The organism is Flavobacterium sp. (assembly GCF_043780635.1).
Classification (GTDB): Bacteria; Bacteroidota; Bacteroidia; order Flavobacteriales; family Flavobacteriaceae; genus Flavobacterium.
Window position 1 is genome coordinate 34121 of record NZ_JAYWCK010000012.1, and the last position, 17429, is coordinate 51549.

A 17429-nucleotide genomic window follows, 5' to 3' on the forward strand; every position below is an offset into this window, starting at 1 on the left:
AATGAAAAATAATAAAATATCAGGCGCAGAAGCCGTTATTAGATGTTTACTAGAAGAAGGAGTAGACTTGGTTTATGGATATCCCGGTGGTGCCATAATGCCGGTTTATGACGAATTATATAAATTTAAGGACGAATTGCATCACGTATTGGTGCGACACGAACAAGGTGCAACTCATGCCGCTCAAGGGTATGCAAGAGCTACTGGAAAAGTGGGTGTTGCTATCGCGACTTCAGGTCCCGGAGCAACAAATCTAGTAACTGGGATTGCCGATGCCCAAATCGATTCCACTCCAATGGTTTGTATCACTGGCCAAGTGGGAAAACATTTATTGGGTTCAGATGCTTTTCAGGAAACTGATATTATCGGAATTTCAACTCCGGTAACCAAATGGAATTATCAAATTACTGAAGCCTCTGAAATTCCGGAAATCATCGCCAGAGCTTTTTATATTGCAAAATCAGGGCGTCCAGGTCCAGTTTTAATTGACATTACAAAAAATGCACAGTTTGAAGAACTGGAATTTAATTATAAAAAATGTACGGGAATTAGAAGTTATAATCCAAAACCAACTTTAAATCTTGAGAAAGTAAAGGAAGCAGCAGATTTAATTAATAATGCTAAAAAACCCTACATCATTTTTGGACAAGGAATTATCCTTGGCCAAGCCGAAGCTGAACTAAAAGCATTGGTCGAAAAATCAGGAATTCCTGCAGCTTGGACTATTTTAGGCCTTTCTGCATTGCCAACAGACCACCCTTTGAATGTAGGAATGTTAGGTATGCACGGGAATTACGGTCCAAATGTACTTACTAATGAATGTGATGTTTTGATTGCTCTGGGAATGCGTTTTGACGATCGTGTTACTGGAAATTTGGCCACTTATGCCAAACAAGCTAAAGTAATTCATTTCGAAATTGACCCTTCTGAAATTGATAAAAATGTAAAAACTAATATTGCAGTTTTGGCAGATGTTAAAGAATCTTTACAAGCATTGATTCCCCTTATCGAAAGCAAAACTCACGAATCTTGGCTCAACGAATTCAAGGAAAAATATAAAATCGAATTTGATACGGTTATTAAAGAAGAGTTAACTCCATCAAAAAATGGCGGAATTTCTATGGGCGAAACTATAGAAATGATTAATAAACATTCAAATGGAGATGCCATTATCGTTTCTGATGTTGGTCAACACCAAATGTTTGCCTGTCGCTATGCTAAATTCAATTCAACCAAAAGTAACATTACTTCCGGAGGATTAGGGACAATGGGATTTGCATTGCCAGCGGCTATTGGAGCTAAAATGGGAATGCCAAATCGTGAAGTCGTTGCTATCATTGGAGATGGTGGTTTTCAAATGACCATTCAAGAGTTAGGAACCATTTTTCAAACCAAAGTTCCGGTGAAAATCGTGGTACTCAACAATGAGTTTTTAGGGATGGTTCGCCAATGGCAAGAACTGTTTTTTGACAGCAGATATGCTTCAACTGTAATGACCAATCCAAACTTTGTTGCAATTGCAGAAGGGTATCATATAAAATCAAAAAAAATAACCAAAAGAGAAGAATTGAATGACGCTGTTTCTGAAATGTTGGCTTCAAAAGATTCCTATTTCCTAGAAGTTATGGTCGAAAAAGAAAACAATGTATTCCCAATGATTCCAACAGGAGCTTCGGTTGCAGATATCAGATTAAGTTAATATTATGGAAAATAAAATGTTCACCATTTCTGTTTATTCAGAAAACAACGTTGGTTTACTCAACAGAATATCAGGAATATTCTTGAAACGCCACATCAATATATTAAGTCTAAATGTATCCGAATCAGAAATCGAAAATGTTTCTCGATTTATAATTGTGGTTAACACCACTGAAAAATGGGTTAAAAACATTGTAGGCCAAATCGAAAAACAAATTGAAGTTATCAAGGCTTTCTATCATATTGACGAAGAAACCATTTTCCTTGAAAGTGCTATTTTTAAAATTGAGTCCAGTTTGTTATTTGACGAAAGACAAATACAAAACATCATCAAAGAAAGCCACTCGGAAATTGTTACTGTTTCAAGAGACTTTTTCGTAATTTCAAAATCAGGAAAACGTTCTGAAATAGAAGAATTATACAAAAAATTAAAGCCTTTCGGAATTATGCAGTTTGTGCGCTCCGGAAGAATATCCGTTTCTAAAGAAAAAATGGAAATAACAACTTTATTGGAAGAACTAAAATAGTATTCAGTGTTCAGTCGCAGTTTGCAGTTGTCACAATGAACTTATAGAAGAGCTTCTATTTCAATTATTAAATTATAAATTTTTTACAATTATTAAACACAAAAAAATGGCAAATTATTTCAATTCATTACCACTTAGATTACAATTAGAACAATTAGGCGTTTGCGAATTTATGGATCAGTCCGAATTTGCAGATGGAATAGCAGCCCTTAAAGCAAAAAAAGTAGTTATCGTAGGTTGCGGAGCTCAAGGATTGAACCAAGGTTTGAATATGAGAGATTCTGGCTTAGATATTTCTTATGCTTTGCGTGCTGAAGCTATTGCACAAAAAAGAGCTTCTTTTATGAACGCTGCAGACAATGGTTTCAAAGTGGGAACTTATGAGGAATTAATCCCAACGGCTGATTTGGTTTGTAACCTTACGCCAGACAAACAACACACCGCTGTTGTTGCGGCTATTATGCCTTTGATGAAAAAGGGATCAACTTTAGCTTATTCTCACGGTTTCAACATCGTGGAAGAAGGAATGCAAATTCGTAAAGACATTACTGTTATTATGTGTGCTCCAAAATGTCCAGGATCTGAAGTTCGTGAAGAATATAAAAGAGGTTTTGGTGTTCCAACATTAATCGCAGTTCACCCAGAAAATGATCCAAACGGTGAAGGTTTTGCTCAAGCAAAAGCTTATGCAGTTGCTACTGGAGGTCACAAAGCAGGAGTTTTGAACTCTTCTTTCGTAGCCGAAGTAAAATCGGATTTAATGGGAGAACAAACTATCCTTTGCGGAATGTTGCAAACAGGTTCTATCTTGTGTTTTGACAAAATGGTCGAAAAAGGTATTGAACCAGCTTATGCTTCAAAATTAATTCAATACGGTTGGGAAACTATTACCGAAGCCTTGAAACACGGTGGAATTACAAATATGATGGATCGTTTGAACAATCCTTCAAAAATTGAAGCTTTCGAACTTGCCGAAGAATTAAAAGACATAATGCGTCCGTTATTCCAAAAACATATGGATGACATTATTTCTGGCGAATTTTCAAAAAACATGATGATTGACTGGGCAAACGATGATGTCAATCTATTGACTTGGAGAGCTGCCACTGCCGAAACGAATTTCGAGAAAACAGCGCCAACTGCTGCTCATATTTCTGAGCAAGAGTATTTTGATAACGGAGTTTTGATGATTGCAATGGTGAAAGCTGGTGTAGAATTAGCATTTGAAACCATGACACAATCAGGAATCATTGAAGAATCAGCTTACTATGAATCATTGCACGAATTGCCTTTGATTGCAAATACTGTAGCCAGAAAGAAATTATATGAAATGAACCGAATCATTTCTGACACTGCAGAATACGGTTGTTATTTGTTTGATCACGCTTGCAAACCATTGTTGACTGATTTTATGAAAACAGTTGATACTAATGTAATTGGAAAACCATTTTCAAAAACAAATGGTGTTGAAAATGCAGTATTAATTGCGGTAAACAATGAAATTCGTCAACATCCTATAGAAGAAGTAGGAGCGTGGTTGCGAGAATCTATGACAGCAATGAAAAAAATTGGATAATACACACTTTATGTGTGCAGGGATTTTGGCAAACATCTTTATTTCATAATATTTTGAATTAGTAAAAACTTATTAAAGAAATTAGTGCAAATAGTCAATTTACATTCACTTAACTCCTTGACGAGATAGAAAGTTAAGTGAGGTAATCCCTAAATTAATAAAAAATATATGGGCAAAGTAGAAATTCTATTTTGCCTTTTTTTATGCCATAATAAGTTTCAAAAACATATAAAGAAATGATAAAGTTTAAAAAAAATGCTAAGTAAATTACTAAATTAGCAATCCTATGGAAACAAGTTTTGATGTTTTAATTATCGGTGGAGGATTGGCTGGTTTGACCAGTGCCATTCATTTGTCGAAATCTGGGTTGAAAGTTACCTTGATTGAGAAAAATGAATTTCCAAAACACAAAGTTTGTGGAGAATACATTTCAAATGAAGTTTTGCCTTATTTTGAATCATTAGGATTACATATTTCTGATTTAAAACCATCCATTATTTCCAAAATGGAGTTTTCTACTGCAAAAGGAAAAATTATTTCTGCCCATTTACCATTGGGAGGATTTGGAATAAGTCGCTATGAATTGGATAATTATCTTTGCCAAAAAGCAATAGCAAGTGGTTGCCAAATTATTAAGGGTACAGTAATCGATATTCATTTTACCAAAAATGAATTTAGCATTTCAACTTCCGATGCTTTAGAATTGAAATCAAAAATTGTTCTTGGCGCTTTCGGAAAACGTTCAAATATTGACCAAAAGTTAAATCGCGATTTTATTCAAAAAAAATCACCTTGGTTGGCCGTTAAGTCACATTATTCAGGAAATTTCCCTAGTAATCTGGTTGGCCTACATAATTTTAAAGGAGGTTATTGTGGTGTTTCCAAAGTAGAAAATAACATCATAAATATCTGTTATCTTGCCGATTATGAAACTTTCAAACAATATAAGAATATAGAAGAATTTCAATCAAAAGTAGTTTATAAAAATCCTCATTTGAAAGCTGTTTTTGAAAACTGCGTGTTACTTTTTGAAAAGCCTTTGACGATAAGCCAAATTTCTTTTGAGAAAAAAAACACAGTCGAAAACCATATTCTGATGATTGGCGACACGGCAGGATTGATTCATCCTTTGTGTGGTAACGGAATGGCGATGGCTATTCATAGTGCTAAAATTGCTTCTGAATTGATTATAGATTTTTTGGACAATAAGATACATTCTCAAAAAGAGTTGGAAGAAAGATACACACAAGAGTGGAATAAAAATTTCAAAAGTCGTCTCTCAACAGGTCGATTTTTGGCTAAAATCCTGCAGAAAGAAAAATTAGCTTCACTTCTTATGCAATTATTGGCTATATTTCCGTTTCTATTACCTAAAATCATTAAAAAAACGCACGGGAAACCAATAATTTTGAAATCTTAAATGCTGGTAAATACTAAATATAGATCTGAAGATCCGGAAATAATGGATGATTTTGCTATGGAAGGCGAAATCCTTCGTGATGCTTTGGATAAAATAGCCAAAATAAACCAACTCCTGGGTGGAAACCAGCTAACTTTACGCGGTGTTCAGGATTTGATCGGGAAAATATCCAAAACAACAGAAATTACGATTGTGGACGTGGGTTGTGGCAATGGAGATATGTTGCGAACTTTGGCCAATTTTGGGTTGAAACACAATCTAAATTTTCAGTTAATAGGAATTGATGCTAATGCTTTTACCATCAACCACGCAAGAAAATTAAGCGAGAATTATTCAAATATAAGCTATCGTTGCGAAGATATTTTTAGTCAGCCTTTCGAAGAATTAAAATATGACATAGTGCTATGTACATTGACATTACATCATTTTAAAGACGATGAAATCATACGATTAATGACTATTTGTAATACGAATTCAAGAATTGGTATTGTGATTAATGATTTGCATAGAAATGTATTGGCTTATCGATTATTTCAAGGTTTATGTTTTGCATTTCAATTGAATGCAATGTCAAGAGAAGATGGATTAGTTTCCATTTTAAGAGGTTTTAAAAAGGAAGAATTTGTACATTTTTCAGAAAAATTAAATTTAACCAACTATAAAATTCAATGGAAATGGGCTTTCCGTTACCAATGGATTATAAAAAAAGACAAAGAGATTAAAGAAATAAAGAGAAAAGATTTATAAAGTTTAAATCTATTATCTATCCGTCTATTATCTGAAAGTCAAAAAAAATATGAGTGTAAAAATTAAATGTGTTTCCAAACAATTACCTAAATATTACAGAACAACGGAGGAAATTATTCCCTTTCTTGATGCTTGGCTCGTAGGACAAGATTCTCGTTTCATAAGAAAAGTTAAGAAAATTTTTGAAGGAGCGGCTGTTGACAAACGCTATTCCATTATGGATCCAGTCGAAGTTTTTACTAATACTTCTTTCGAAGAAAGAAATGATATATACGTCCGTGAGGTCATTGATTTAGGTTCGAAAGTCTTGGAAAAAGCCCTAGAAAAAGCCAATTGGAAACCAGAAGATATAGATTATATCATTACAGTAAGCTGCACTGGAATAATGATTCCTTCATTGGATGCATATCTGATTAACAAACTGAAATTACGTCAGGATATTGTTCGGCTTCCCGTAACTGAAATGGGCTGTGCTGCAGGGATTTCAGGAATTATTTATGCAAAAAACTTCTTAAAGGCCAATCCTGGGAAACGTGCGGCGGTAATTGCGGTCGAAAGTCCAACAGCAACGTTTCAATTGGATGATTTTTCGATGGCTAACATTGTCAGTGCCGCGATTTTCGGTGACGGAGCCGCTTGTGTGCTGCTTTCTTCCCATAATGATGATGACGGTCCGGAAATCTTGGATGAAGAAATGTATCATTTCTACGATGCAGAACATTTAATGGGTTTCAAACTGACGAATTCAGGCCTGCAAATGATTTTGGATATTGATGTTCCGGTAACTATTTCTTCCCATTTTCCGGATATTATTAATCCTTTTTTGGAGAAGAATAATCTAATAACAGAAGATTTAGACCATCTGATTTTTCATCCAGGTGGAAAAAAGATTGTTCAAACCGTAGAAAGTTTATTTTCAGATTTAGGAAAAAATATAGATGACACCAAAGAAGTATTGCGATTGTATGGAAATATGTCCAGTGCCACTGTTTTATACGTTTTAGAACGGATAATGGATAGTAAACCCAAAAAAGGAGCAAAAGGATTGATGCTGAGTTTTGGTCCGGGATTTTCAGCTCAAAAGGTATTATTGCAATTTTAAGCACCTAACCCTTAAAGTGGAATTACGAAGAATATGACCAAAGAAGAAATAATATCAAAATTACCGTATTCCAAACCATTTTTGTTCGTGGATGAATTGCTTCATATCGATGAGAATGGAGTAGAAGGCACCTATACTTTTGATGAAAATCTGGATTTTTACAAAGGCCACTTCAAGGATAATCCCATCACGCCAGGAGTTATTCTTACGGAAGTAATGGCGCAAATTGGCTTAGTGTGCTTGGGAATTAATTTGCTAAATGATACATTTAATATAAATACTGCAATTTTATTAACATCAACAGATATAGAATATTTAAAACCTGTCTATCCTAATGAAAAAGTGACGGTAATTTCAGAGAAAATATATTTTAGATTTGGTAAGTTAAAATGCAAAGTCAAGATGATAAATCAGAAGGAAGAAGAAGTTTGCTCAGGTACAATTGCAGGAATTATAAATTCTAAATAGATGCAAAAAAGAGTTGTCATAACTGGCCTTGGAGTTGTTGCACCAAATGGAGTAGGGCTTGATGCGTTTACCAATGCCATCAAAAATGGAATATCAGGCATAAAACATGATCAAGAATTAGAACGATTGCAATTCTCTTGTCAAATTGCAGGAAAACCGGATGTTTCTACCGAATTATCATTGCGCTATTTTACTGAATTGGAACTTCGAAATTTCAATTCAACCGGTATTTTGTATGGAGTAATTGCAGGAATTGATGCATGGAAGGATGCGGGATTATCATTAGAAATCAACGATGAACCGGATTGGGATAGTGGAACTTTTTTTGGAACCGGAACTTCCGGAATTGATAAATTTAGAGAAAGCATCTATAAAATTGACGACTTGCAAACCCGAAGATTAGGAAGTACAGCCGTGGCACAGACAATGAATAGTGGTGTGAGCGCTTATTTGGGTGGGAAATTAGGATTGGGAAATCAAGTGACAACCAATTCATCCGCTTGTACAACGGGAACAGAAGCTATTTTGATGGCTTTTGAACGCATTAAATCGGGTCAGGCAAAACGTATTTTGGCGGGAAGTACTAGCGATTCCGGTCCTTATATTTGGGGTGGATTTGACGCAATGAAAGTATGCACTTTTAAACATAACCAAACGCCAGAACAAGGGTCAAGACCAATGTCAGTGAGTGCTTCTGGTTTTGTTCCGGGAAGTGGGGCAGGAGCATTGGTTTTGGAAGATTTGGAAACGGCTTTGGCTCGAGGAGCAAAAATATATGCGGAAGTTCTTGGTGGTAATTTGAATTCAGGAGGCCAGCGTGGTCAAGGGACAATGACGGCTCCAAATCCTGTTGCCGTGCAAAAATGTATTAAAGACGCTTTGAAAAATGCGGGAATTCATCCTAATGAAATTGATGCTATTAATGGACATCTGACTGCTACTTCAAAAGATAGTTTAGAAGTACAAAATTGGAGTCAGGCTTTAAATAGGAGTGGAGTAGATTTTCCTTACATTAATTCATTGAAATCAATGGTTGGCCATTGTTTGTCAGGCGCAGGAAGCATTGAAAGTGTTGCTTCGGTGTTGCAATTGCATCAGGGGTTTGTTTTTCCGAATATCAATTGTGAAGATTTGCATCCTGAAATCACCGCCATTATTGATGCAACCCGAATTCCACAGCAATTAATTGAAAAAGAATTGACTATTATTGCAAAAGCAAGCTTTGGTTTTGGAGATGTGAATGGATGTGTGGTATTTAAGAAATATAAAAATTAAAAGATTTAAAATATGAACAAACCCGAATTAATTGAGAAGTTAAAGGTAATCGTAAAACCGTATATCAAAAATCAGGAAGCCTTTGATACTCTTACCGAAAACACTGATTTTATCACTGATTTACAAATAAATTCAGCAAATTTAGTAGATGTAATATTAGATATTGAAGAGGAATTCAACATCATAATCGATAATCAATCGATGGAACGAATGATTGATGTTAAATCAGCAATGGAGATTATTGAAACCAAGTTATCCGAAAAATGATAGGAAACGATATTGTAGATTTGGCTTTAGCCCAAAAAGAAAGCAATTGGAAAAGAAAAGGATTTTTAGATAAAATCTTTACCAAAAACGAGCAATTACAGATTTCTAATGCGGAGAATTCAGAAGTTATGGTCTGGAATTTATGGAGTATGAAGGAAGCTGCATATAAAATTTACAATCGGCAAACGCAAATTCGGGGTTATTATCCTTTGCAATTAGAATGTTTTTATTTGGAAATAATAAATGGAATTGCCTTTGGAAAAGTAGTAATAAAGGAAAGTGTTTATTATACAAAAACAGAAGTTACTTCTCAATTTATCAATACAATTGCAGTTGAGAATAGTAAAGATTTTGATAAAATTAAAACATTGGAAAATCGAAATAATATTAAAAAAAATAATGGGATACCAAGCTATTTCGAAAATGAAACTTTCGGCTCTAAACCAGTATCTATTAGCCACCACGGGAGATTTGAGCAAATTATTTCTGTTTAATTTAGCCCAAGCCTAGATTTTAGTTTAAGGAAAAGCAAGGCTATTTTATAAGCATCTTCTGAAGATGAATTTCTGTCACTTTTAGGAATTTTGTAAATCTCAGATAATTCTTCAAGCGAAAATTGTTTGTTATTAATATCCAGCAGTTTTCGATGCATAATATCAATATCCAAGGCTTCATTTTTCAATCTTCCACAACCTAATCTTTCTAAAGCTGCATTAATCATTTCTACATCAAAATCGATGTGATGTCCTACCAATACTGAATTCCCAATAAACTCTATAAAGGCTTGAATTCCCTCAGATTCACCAAGTTTTTTCATTTTACTTTCTACGGTAAATTCGTTTGAAATCCCGTTGTCGTGAAAGAATTTATACTGAGCAAAATAAGCTTCAAAACTATCTCCAATAAGAATACTATTGTTGATTACAGAGAAAGAACCAATTGATAAAATCACGTCTTTTTCTGGGTTTAAACCAGTAGTTTCGGTACATAGTACAACAAATCGATTTGATTTTTTATCAAATTTAGAAAGATAATTTTTCCAAAATTCAGGATATTCCTTTTTGATATTTTTAATCCAGTCTAACATTATTATGAGAATTGGGTAAGTTGAAACTTGTTTTTTATTAATTCCTCCAATTCTCTCATTGGAGCCAATGCATTCTTTAAATTTTCTTTGTCTACTTTTGACAATTCCTGCAAGTTTACAAATTGCCCAGAATTATCGTTCTTTAAACCTTCTAAAGTTCTGATTCTTGATAAAGTCAAAAAAGCTTCGGAACAATTCAGATAAATTTCGGCATTTCTAGGGTCTACAATTGCTAATTGTTTGAATCTCATAAAAGTATTATTGACACCTTTTAAATTATAGCTTAAGCTGAATAAACGAGCTCCATCGATCAGCGGCATTAATGCACGTGTCTTAATGTCGAATTTATCTTTGTTAGCACCTATTTCTTCTACTATAAATTTCTTAAAAAAGCTTAATGGTGCGTTTTTTCTTAAAGCATCATTACCAAGAAAATCGAAGAATAAAGCATTATTTTTAACGTTATTAAAAATGACATTTTCAATTGATTCTTCAATTTTTTGTTCGCCAAAAGCAATTTCGAAATCAAAGAAAATACTGCTTATTTCGTTACTATTTTCACCTGGAGTATTCATCCAGTTATTATATTGTTTAGTCCAGTCAGTCAATGACTTACACCAAAGCATGTTACTTGCCATATGCCCATTTGGACAGAATTCATAACCCACTTTTTCCAGAATAGCAGTAGTTCTTTTTCCTAATTTCAGGAAATAATCTTTTACATCTCTGTATTTATCTGCTGTTACGTCTTCAAAAACTAAAATACTGTCCTGATCTGTAAGGAGCAATTGTTCTTTTCTTCCTTGGCTACCAATGCTTAGCCAAGCAAAACGAGCAGGAGGAGAGCCTAAATCTAAGATAGATAATTCGACTGATCTTTTTATGATGGCCAGATTAATTTCACTTGCAATATTACTAATATTAGAAATTGAAACATTCTTTTGAATTGATTTTTGAATAAGATTTGTCAATCGATCCCGAATTGATTTTAAATCTTTAGGTGATTGAGATCGTTTAATTTCTTTTATCAAAACCCCAGGGTTATTGGCTTGAGCCACAATCAAATCGTGTTCAGAAATAATCCCTTTAATGTCTGATTTATCAGAACCATCTTTAGTTACACACAAATGAGTTACATTATTTTTCAACATTAACAATTGGGCTTCAGCCAAAGAAATATTTTCTACTACGGTTACAACCGGTGATGACATAATTCTATCCACAGTTGTCGTGATCGGGAATCGCCCTGTTGCAATTTTTGAGCACATATCAGTATTTGTAATGATTCCAATAGGATAATTGTCTTTAGAAACAATGGCTCCATTAGTCATGGTATCCGTCATTTGCTGTGCTACTTCCTGAACCATACTTGTTATGGCAACTTTTAGGGGAGAAATATTATAGGATAACAACTGAAAATACTGCATTTCAGATTGTTGATTAGAATAATAGACATTATCAGAAATTAGTTTTCCGCCGATATTTTCCATATCGTTTGGATTACTTGTATTTGTAGCGAAACTATGCAAAAGAAAGTCTAAAACTTCCGAATTATTGGCTACAAATGGGCGGAAAGTGGCTATGGGAATAGCATAAATAATACTTTCTTCACGAGCTTTTGCCGTCATCATATAATTATTTTTGGCGAAAAATGGACGCAAACCAAAAATATCACCAGCAACACATTTGTTCAATAATGTTTCCTCAGCATCAGCAATAACAGATAAATTAATAACTCCAGAAGCAACAACATAAAAACTATCGTGTAAAACATCGTTTATTTGGAACAAGGTTTTGTGTTTTTCTAGATTTACCACACGAATACTTGTAGCAATCTCAGATAGTTCCTGAAAAGATAAATTATCAAATGGTGGATATTTCTTTAAGAAATCAGCAATGTGTTCTGCAATTGTGTTCATATAATAATTAGTATAGTCGTATGTAAAAATAATGAATTAATAAATTAAAATACTGCCATTAATTGAGTAAAACGATTAATTTATAAATTTCTTAATTTTTTCTTAAAAAAATAAAATATAATTAGAAATTTAATTAAGATATTATAAATTTATGATTCAAACTAAAACATTTTAAATCATGGGATTACAAAATAAAATTTATTTGTTATTCATTGTATTATTAACGGTAACTTTCGTTAATGCACAAGATAAACCGGCAAGCCCGGCAGCAGTAGCTACTGGCAAAATTAATGGTGCTACTATTACCATCAATTATTGCAGTCCGTCTGTAAAAGGAAGAAAAATTTGGGGAGAACTGGTTCCTTTTAATAAAGTTTGGCGCGCTGGAGCTAATGAAGCGACAACTTTTGAAACCGATAAGGATTTAACCATTGAAAATTCAAAATTACCTGCAGGAAAATATTCTTTTTTTGTGATTCCAAATGAAAAAGAATCCATCATTATTTTTAATAAAGAAGCTAAACAATGGGGAGCTTATAAATATAAAGAAAAAGACGATCAGTTAAGAGTTACTGTAAAACAAAACATTTCAGAGTCAAGTACTGAAAGTTTAACTTATAAAATAAATAATGATAGTGTTGTTTTAATTTGGGAAAAATGGAATATTCCAATTTCTATCAAATAGAATTATAAATTCTTTTTATAAAGCATTATCAATATTGGTAATGCTTTTTTATTTAAATAAGTATGAGGTCAGGATATGTAATAAAAATGGCTATATAGTATCTTAGAAGGCAATTGAATACTTGAAAATTCTATTTTACATAATATAAATTATAGTTCATCTTTGTAGTCGAATCATTAACAATTTTATTATGTCGATACAAAGAACCCCTTTAGAAAATTATGTACTTCTTCTTCATTTGGTAGAGAATTTAAAACATTCTTCTTTTAAGCCAAAAAAATTTTTAAAACTTATTCGTCCTTTTTGTAAAACCGAGCACACAAATTTTAAGATTCTTCATATTAAAGTGCTTGGGTCAAAATTAGGTGTTACAATTGAAATAAAAAAGGATTTTTTTCTTGTTACCCAAAACAGATTAATACATGAATACATTTTTTATTGCAATCCGCTTGAAACCTCTTGTAAGTCTTTACTTCTCAAACTTTTAAAACATAACCTTTTAACCGCTTAATTATGGCTACTATTTCCGAATTAATGGCACAACGTGAATATAAGTATAAAGATTTAATCTTTTTCAAAAATGATATTCAGGAGTTTATCAAATTTCCTTTAGAAACTGTTTCTACAGAAAATTTAATATACCAATATCAAATGTTACTTTCTGATATTAATAATATTGATTTTTCTATCAAAAGCATCATTTTAACGCAAATTGAATGGGCAAAACGTGATTTAAAGAATTTGGAAACTCAACTCTCTTTAATTCCTGCGCCTTTTGATGTTGCTGATTTACCATCTTATTCTGAAATTTTTAAATAATTATGAAGCGTCACAAAGAAAGAATTACAATGTCTTTTCTACTGCAGTAAATTTCAGTTCAGTGGGGACAATTCAGCTGTTAATTTCTTAAAACAAAATTGCCGTAGGGTATAACGGCAACTAACTCACTCTTTAATATGAAACCATTTAAAAACTTCGTTAAAATCTTTCCAGTGCTTTATATGCGGTATTGTGTGAATGTTATTAGCATTCCTCAATATTTCGTCAATCAATTCAATTCATATATTTCTAAACCTATTTTTCATAAATAAATGATAACCTACAAAGAACGCCACAAAAAAAAGAATTTCAAACCTACAAAAGATAACATGCTAATAAATATTGACTATTTAATTATTAACCTCGATGGAAACCCTTTTTGCGATTTTCCTGAAAATTCAAATTTCAAACTAGTACATTATGATTATGGTACAAAAATTTTCTCTTCTCGTTCGGATTTATATTTTGAAAATGAAAAAATTGGAACGTTACAGCACTCCCCTAGGTCTGCTATTCTTGACGTTAATTTTGCTCAACTACAGTTTGAAAATCATTTGTTTTATACTTTATCGCACCAAGATTTAAAAAATCTTATATCTGAGTTCTGCGACCAAACAAATTATTTATTCAAGGCTATTAATAGACTTGATATTTGTATTGATAAAAACGATAAAAACCACAATTACAGGAACATTTATGATAATATTATTAATGGCTCTTATCTTATTTCTGGTCGTCCAAAAAATTTACAATCCTATTTTGAAACTTTTAAGGGGAAAAGCATTCTTAATGGCTTTCAAATTGGAAAACGTACATCTGATAAAATTATTCGTGTGTATAATAAAACGTTGTCTTTACAACTCACGGAAAAGCCATATATCAATGACTTTTTTACGAATAATGGTATTAAAAATGAAAATGTTTGGAGGTTCGAATACCAATTAAATTCAGCTTTTTTCAGGCACTTAAAAGAAATTTCCCAAACATCCGACGAAATACAACAAGATATGACTTGGGGTATTTTTAATAAATCGACGTTGTTTGAACTTCTTAAAATAGCGACAAAAGGTTTTTTTGAACTTCACGAAAACACGGGTAAAAGTCAAATTAATAAAGAAAAGAAAATTGAATTATTTGATTTTGATAGTATGCGCAATCAAGTAACTAATCAAGTAACAATAATTAAGAAACTTAAAAAAGGTTTCATTTCTTCGACTACAATTAAGAAGCGATTGGCGAAGTCACTCTTTAGAGAGTATTACGCGAACGAACAAGATATAAGTTATGTCATTGCTTTAAATCTTCTTTTGGAGGATACAGATTTTACAACTGATAAAAAGTTAAAAGTTTGGTTTTTAAACAAAATGAATTTCTATCTACACGAATTTAGGCAAAAAGAAAAGATTCAAAAATATTTTTATCGTGAACTTTTTCAAGAGCACTGTAATTTATTTATGGATGTAATTTTTACACAATACAAATCAATTCCTGAAATATTATGATAACTGCCAAAAAAACTAATACAAGCCAAAAAGTAAACAAAACACAATTAAAGCACATTTTAGAGGTCAGTTATCCGACTGCTCGAAAAGAATATCAGACTATTTTAGATAGTCTCGCGTTAACCCGAAAATATCTAACAATTCAAGACTTAATAGTATATGGTTTATTGTCTTAAAAGCGAAAAAAACGACAAAAAATAGAAACTTATAGAAAAAACTAGAAACACCACTTTTCAATTCTCACAAACCTTTGTACTCGATATTATTATTAATTAAAAAATACAAAAAATGAAAATTGTTACATTAACAGGTGTTTTAAAAAGTCAGGAATTGACAGTAACAAAGTCAATCGGTAGTTTAATAATTTGCTTTGACGGCGATTTAGGGGATTTACTTAACGAAAAGGCATCAATTTACATAGAGCGTGCTAACGGTTCGAATGTGATTCTTGCAAACAAAGTAAATTTAAAAGATTTGATTTTGTCATCCACTTATGGAGGCGAAGCAATACAATCTAATGCAGATTTCGGAACAATCGCCGTATGTGAATTAGCTTTGGAGGGGTCTATTTTTCTTGCAGAAAAAGAAAGTATTAAAATTCAATTAGACGACTTGAGAGCGCCACACGCTTATGAAGTCTATGGAGTGGAGCACGCTGTTTCTACCAATGATTTATTTCATTTTGAGCAAAAAAGTGTTGCAGCCGAGGAGGTTACCAAAAAAGTTGATGTAAAAGGTTTCGACCTTGCCATTATGACAATGGATGACACTGTTAGCGACATATCTTATTCTTTCGAAAACGGACAAGTTGTTAAATTCTTGCCGTTCGAACTTAGAGCGTTAAGCGTAGATGTTGACCCAATCCAATACGTGAAAAATGATGGAACAGTAGCACAAGTATTAACTGGTCGTTTGGCTTTGCCTTTGGCACACGTTAACTTCATCGAAATAAACAAGTCTCAGGGTGTAATTGTGAATTTCGTTGTAAGAACGGTTAAAAATGTCGAGTAATGGGCATTTTAAGCAAAATTGGTAAAAAAGTGAAGTCGCTTACTACCTTAAAAAATGTTATTGCTATGGCTACGGGCAACCCGTTTGAACAGGCAAAAATTTTGAAAGAACTTACAAAAAAGAAATAATATGAGTATTTTTAAAACTATAGCTTCTAAGGTTAAACGTGTAGTTAGCCTTAAAAATGTTATGAATGCAGTTACGGGAAATTATGTAGGAATTGGACAGGATGCGGTAAGAATCGCAACCACAAAAGCACCTCCAAGCAAAGCACAAAAGGCACAAGCTTTGCCAACTGCAACCCCTTATGTTAGTACAGAACAGGCTTTTGATACTTTCGAAATGCCTGCCACTGTTAACGATTATTTGGCTGTTTCAGGAGCAAAGCAAAAGGCGAAAGTTACAAATGCAATCGCAAATAGTCCACTTGCTCAAGACAACGTTGGAGCATTAAACAATTTTGTTTTTTCCGTTTGGTTGAAAGCAAGTTGGATAAAATATAAAACGTGGATAATTATTGGCGGTGTTGCTATTCTTGGCTTTATTGGTTGGAGAATGTACTCTAAAAAATCCACCTCAAAAGGACGTGCAAGACGATAAAAACAAAGGTTCAAACTATCGAAATTGGATTTATTTAATAATATTCTTAGTAGATAGTTTGATACTTATTTTAAAAAAAATCACGTATTTAATTATTAATATTAAAAATCTATTTCACTAATGTCATATTCAAAACAAAAAGGTAATGATTACCAAAACAATAATAATAGTCAACAAAAGACTGTTAAGCATTCAGGTGCAAAAACTACCCGTTATTTTCCCAAAACAGGTCCAAATGCGGGAGTTGAACAAACTTTAACATCAGGTTGGAGATTGTCAAAAGGAGAATTAATTGCTATAAGATGTATAACAACAGCTAAAAGCAAATTATCAGATAAAGGATGGTTGGGTTCAATAGCTGTAACATTGACCAACACGAAAACTGGTGTTTGTGCATTTCATTGGGGAACAATGGAACACAAAACGGGAAAAGTTGTAGTTGATGCCTTGGCAATGGTTGTAAATCCAAAAGCAAAAAATGGCGGTTACGCTGGTACCTACATTAATAACTAAAACTTAGAAAAGATGTTAAAATTTGTATTAAAATTTCTTCCCTTAATTGTTCACGAATTGGCCGATATGTTGTTTGCTCATTTGGCAGAAAAGCAAAAGGAAATAGAATCTAAAAAACTGTAAAAATGAACAAATTAAAAGGCATTATTAGTATTATCGGTGTCATTGTTAAGTATTCTGCCGTTGTGATGGCTATTATCAAAGGTATCGAAG

The 17429-nt window shown here is 32.9% G+C and carries 18 protein-coding genes; 16 read left to right on the forward strand and 2 right to left on the reverse strand.

All coding sequences use genetic code 11. The features are described from left to right. The first annotated feature begins 1 nt into the window (after window position 1). The 10 genes from ilvB (at window position 2) to ACH2BV_RS00850 (ending at window position 9574) form a co-directional block, all read left to right on the forward strand. The gene (gene ilvB / locus ACH2BV_RS00805; protein WP_395048563.1) at window positions 2-1699 is read left to right on the forward strand and encodes a biosynthetic-type acetolactate synthase large subunit; all 1698 of its coding nucleotides are present in this window, start codon (window positions 2-4) and stop codon (window positions 1697-1699) included. A 4-nt stretch (window positions 1700-1703) separates the two neighbouring features. Then, window positions 1704-2225: an acetolactate synthase small subunit gene (gene ilvN, locus ACH2BV_RS00810; protein WP_395048565.1), complete on the forward strand. Its 522-nt coding sequence runs from the start codon at window positions 1704-1706 to the stop codon at window positions 2223-2225. A 106-nt stretch (window positions 2226-2331) separates the two neighbouring features. Then, a complete protein-coding gene (gene ilvC / locus ACH2BV_RS00815; RefSeq protein WP_395048567.1) occupies window positions 2332-3801 on the forward strand; it encodes a ketol-acid reductoisomerase in 1470 nt (489 codons plus the stop codon). Window positions 3802-4087: 286 nt separating this feature from the next. Then, on the forward strand, window positions 4088-5221 hold the full coding sequence (locus ACH2BV_RS00820; RefSeq protein WP_395048568.1) for an NAD(P)/FAD-dependent oxidoreductase: 1134 nt from the start codon (window positions 4088-4090) through the stop codon (window positions 5219-5221). Next, window positions 5222-5968 carry a methyltransferase domain-containing protein gene (locus ACH2BV_RS00825; RefSeq protein ID WP_395048569.1) on the forward strand — a complete coding sequence of 249 codons (747 nt, stop codon included), beginning with the start codon at window positions 5222-5224 and terminating at the stop codon, window positions 5966-5968. Window positions 5969-6017: 49 nt separating this feature from the next. Continuing rightward, the gene (locus ACH2BV_RS00830; RefSeq protein WP_395048571.1) at window positions 6018-7070 is read left to right on the forward strand and encodes a type III polyketide synthase; all 1053 of its coding nucleotides are present in this window, start codon (window positions 6018-6020) and stop codon (window positions 7068-7070) included. 33 nt (window positions 7071-7103) lie between these two features. Further along, the gene (locus ACH2BV_RS00835) at window positions 7104-7538 is read left to right on the forward strand and encodes a 3-hydroxyacyl-ACP dehydratase FabZ family protein (protein ID WP_395048572.1); all 435 of its coding nucleotides are present in this window, start codon (window positions 7104-7106) and stop codon (window positions 7536-7538) included. Further along, window positions 7539-8813 (forward strand): beta-ketoacyl-[acyl-carrier-protein] synthase family protein, encoded by a 1275-nt coding sequence (locus ACH2BV_RS00840; RefSeq protein ID WP_395048574.1) that lies wholly within the window; start codon window positions 7539-7541, stop codon window positions 8811-8813. A 12-nt stretch (window positions 8814-8825) separates the two neighbouring features. After that, the gene (locus ACH2BV_RS00845) at window positions 8826-9080 is read left to right on the forward strand and encodes an acyl carrier protein (protein ID WP_395048575.1); all 255 of its coding nucleotides are present in this window, start codon (window positions 8826-8828) and stop codon (window positions 9078-9080) included. Beyond that, window positions 9077-9574, forward strand: coding sequence for a 4'-phosphopantetheinyl transferase superfamily protein (locus tag ACH2BV_RS00850; RefSeq protein WP_395048576.1), 498 nt, complete (start codon window positions 9077-9079; stop codon window positions 9572-9574). Before ACH2BV_RS00845 ends, ACH2BV_RS00850 begins: the two co-directional genes overlap by 4 nt. On the opposite strand, the gene ACH2BV_RS00855 is transcribed toward ACH2BV_RS00850, so the two are convergent. Beyond that, a complete protein-coding gene (locus ACH2BV_RS00855; protein WP_395048577.1) occupies window positions 9571-10167 on the reverse strand; it encodes a PolC-type DNA polymerase III in 597 nt (198 codons plus the stop codon). The two genes, ACH2BV_RS00850 and ACH2BV_RS00855, sit on opposite strands and share 4 nt — an antisense overlap. Window positions 10168-10169: 2 nt before the next feature. Then, entirely contained in the window at window positions 10170-12086 is a 1917-nt protein-coding gene (locus ACH2BV_RS00860) for a DUF294 nucleotidyltransferase-like domain-containing protein (protein WP_395048579.1), read from the reverse strand. Between the two features lie 178 nt (window positions 12087-12264). On the opposite strand from ACH2BV_RS00860, the gene ACH2BV_RS00865 reads away from it, so the two are divergent. The 6 genes from ACH2BV_RS00865 (at window position 12265) to ACH2BV_RS00890 (ending at window position 17216) form a co-directional block, all read left to right on the forward strand. Continuing rightward, window positions 12265-12771: a DUF2911 domain-containing protein gene (locus ACH2BV_RS00865; protein ID WP_395048580.1), complete on the forward strand. Its 507-nt coding sequence runs from the start codon at window positions 12265-12267 to the stop codon at window positions 12769-12771. 513 nt (window positions 12772-13284) lie between these two features. Then, window positions 13285-13590, forward strand: coding sequence for a hypothetical protein (locus tag ACH2BV_RS00870; RefSeq protein ID WP_395048582.1), 306 nt, complete (start codon window positions 13285-13287; stop codon window positions 13588-13590). A gap of 272 nt (window positions 13591-13862) precedes the next feature. Further along, entirely contained in the window at window positions 13863-15092 is a 1230-nt protein-coding gene (locus tag ACH2BV_RS00875) for a replication initiation factor domain-containing protein (RefSeq protein ID WP_395048583.1), read from the forward strand. 288 nt (window positions 15093-15380) lie between these two features. Continuing rightward, window positions 15381-16103, forward strand: a complete 723-nt coding sequence (locus ACH2BV_RS00880; protein WP_395048585.1) for a hypothetical protein — start codon at window positions 15381-15383, stop codon at window positions 16101-16103. A 129-nt stretch (window positions 16104-16232) separates the two neighbouring features. Continuing rightward, the gene (locus tag ACH2BV_RS00885) at window positions 16233-16703 is read left to right on the forward strand and encodes a hypothetical protein (protein WP_395048587.1); all 471 of its coding nucleotides are present in this window, start codon (window positions 16233-16235) and stop codon (window positions 16701-16703) included. A gap of 120 nt (window positions 16704-16823) precedes the next feature. After that, window positions 16824-17216, forward strand: a complete 393-nt coding sequence (locus tag ACH2BV_RS00890) for a hypothetical protein (RefSeq protein WP_395048589.1) — start codon at window positions 16824-16826, stop codon at window positions 17214-17216. Window positions 17217-17429: the final 213 nt, after the last annotated feature.

Coding starts and splice junctions, on each gene's coding strand:
- ACH2BV_RS00860 (WP_395048579.1), bottom strand. CDS start 12,086: ATGAACACAATTGCAGAACACATTGCTGATTTCTTAAAGAAATATCCA.
- ACH2BV_RS00830 (WP_395048571.1), top strand. CDS start 6,018: ATGAGTGTAAAAATTAAATGTGTTTCCAAACAATTACCTAAATATTAC.
- ACH2BV_RS00875 (WP_395048583.1), top strand. CDS start 13,863: ATGATAACCTACAAAGAACGCCACAAAAAAAAGAATTTCAAACCTACA.
- ACH2BV_RS00880 (WP_395048585.1), top strand. CDS start 15,381: ATGAAAATTGTTACATTAACAGGTGTTTTAAAAAGTCAGGAATTGACA.
- ilvC (WP_395048567.1), top strand. CDS start 2,332: ATGGCAAATTATTTCAATTCATTACCACTTAGATTACAATTAGAACAA.
- ACH2BV_RS00825 (WP_395048569.1), top strand. CDS start 5,222: ATGCTGGTAAATACTAAATATAGATCTGAAGATCCGGAAATAATGGAT.
- ACH2BV_RS00850 (WP_395048576.1), top strand. CDS start 9,077: ATGATAGGAAACGATATTGTAGATTTGGCTTTAGCCCAAAAAGAAAGC.
- ACH2BV_RS00865 (WP_395048580.1), top strand. CDS start 12,265: ATGGGATTACAAAATAAAATTTATTTGTTATTCATTGTATTATTAACG.
- ACH2BV_RS00835 (WP_395048572.1), top strand. CDS start 7,104: ATGACCAAAGAAGAAATAATATCAAAATTACCGTATTCCAAACCATTT.
- ACH2BV_RS00855 (WP_395048577.1), bottom strand. CDS start 10,167: ATGTTAGACTGGATTAAAAATATCAAAAAGGAATATCCTGAATTTTGG.
- ACH2BV_RS00820 (WP_395048568.1), top strand. CDS start 4,088: ATGGAAACAAGTTTTGATGTTTTAATTATCGGTGGAGGATTGGCTGGT.
- ACH2BV_RS00870 (WP_395048582.1), top strand. CDS start 13,285: ATGGCTACTATTTCCGAATTAATGGCACAACGTGAATATAAGTATAAA.
- ACH2BV_RS00890 (WP_395048589.1), top strand. CDS start 16,824: ATGTCATATTCAAAACAAAAAGGTAATGATTACCAAAACAATAATAAT.
- ilvN (WP_395048565.1), top strand. CDS start 1,704: ATGGAAAATAAAATGTTCACCATTTCTGTTTATTCAGAAAACAACGTT.
- ilvB (WP_395048563.1), top strand. CDS start 2: ATGAAAAATAATAAAATATCAGGCGCAGAAGCCGTTATTAGATGTTTA.
- ACH2BV_RS00840 (WP_395048574.1), top strand. CDS start 7,539: ATGCAAAAAAGAGTTGTCATAACTGGCCTTGGAGTTGTTGCACCAAAT.
- ACH2BV_RS00885 (WP_395048587.1), top strand. CDS start 16,233: ATGAGTATTTTTAAAACTATAGCTTCTAAGGTTAAACGTGTAGTTAGC.
- ACH2BV_RS00845 (WP_395048575.1), top strand. CDS start 8,826: ATGAACAAACCCGAATTAATTGAGAAGTTAAAGGTAATCGTAAAACCG.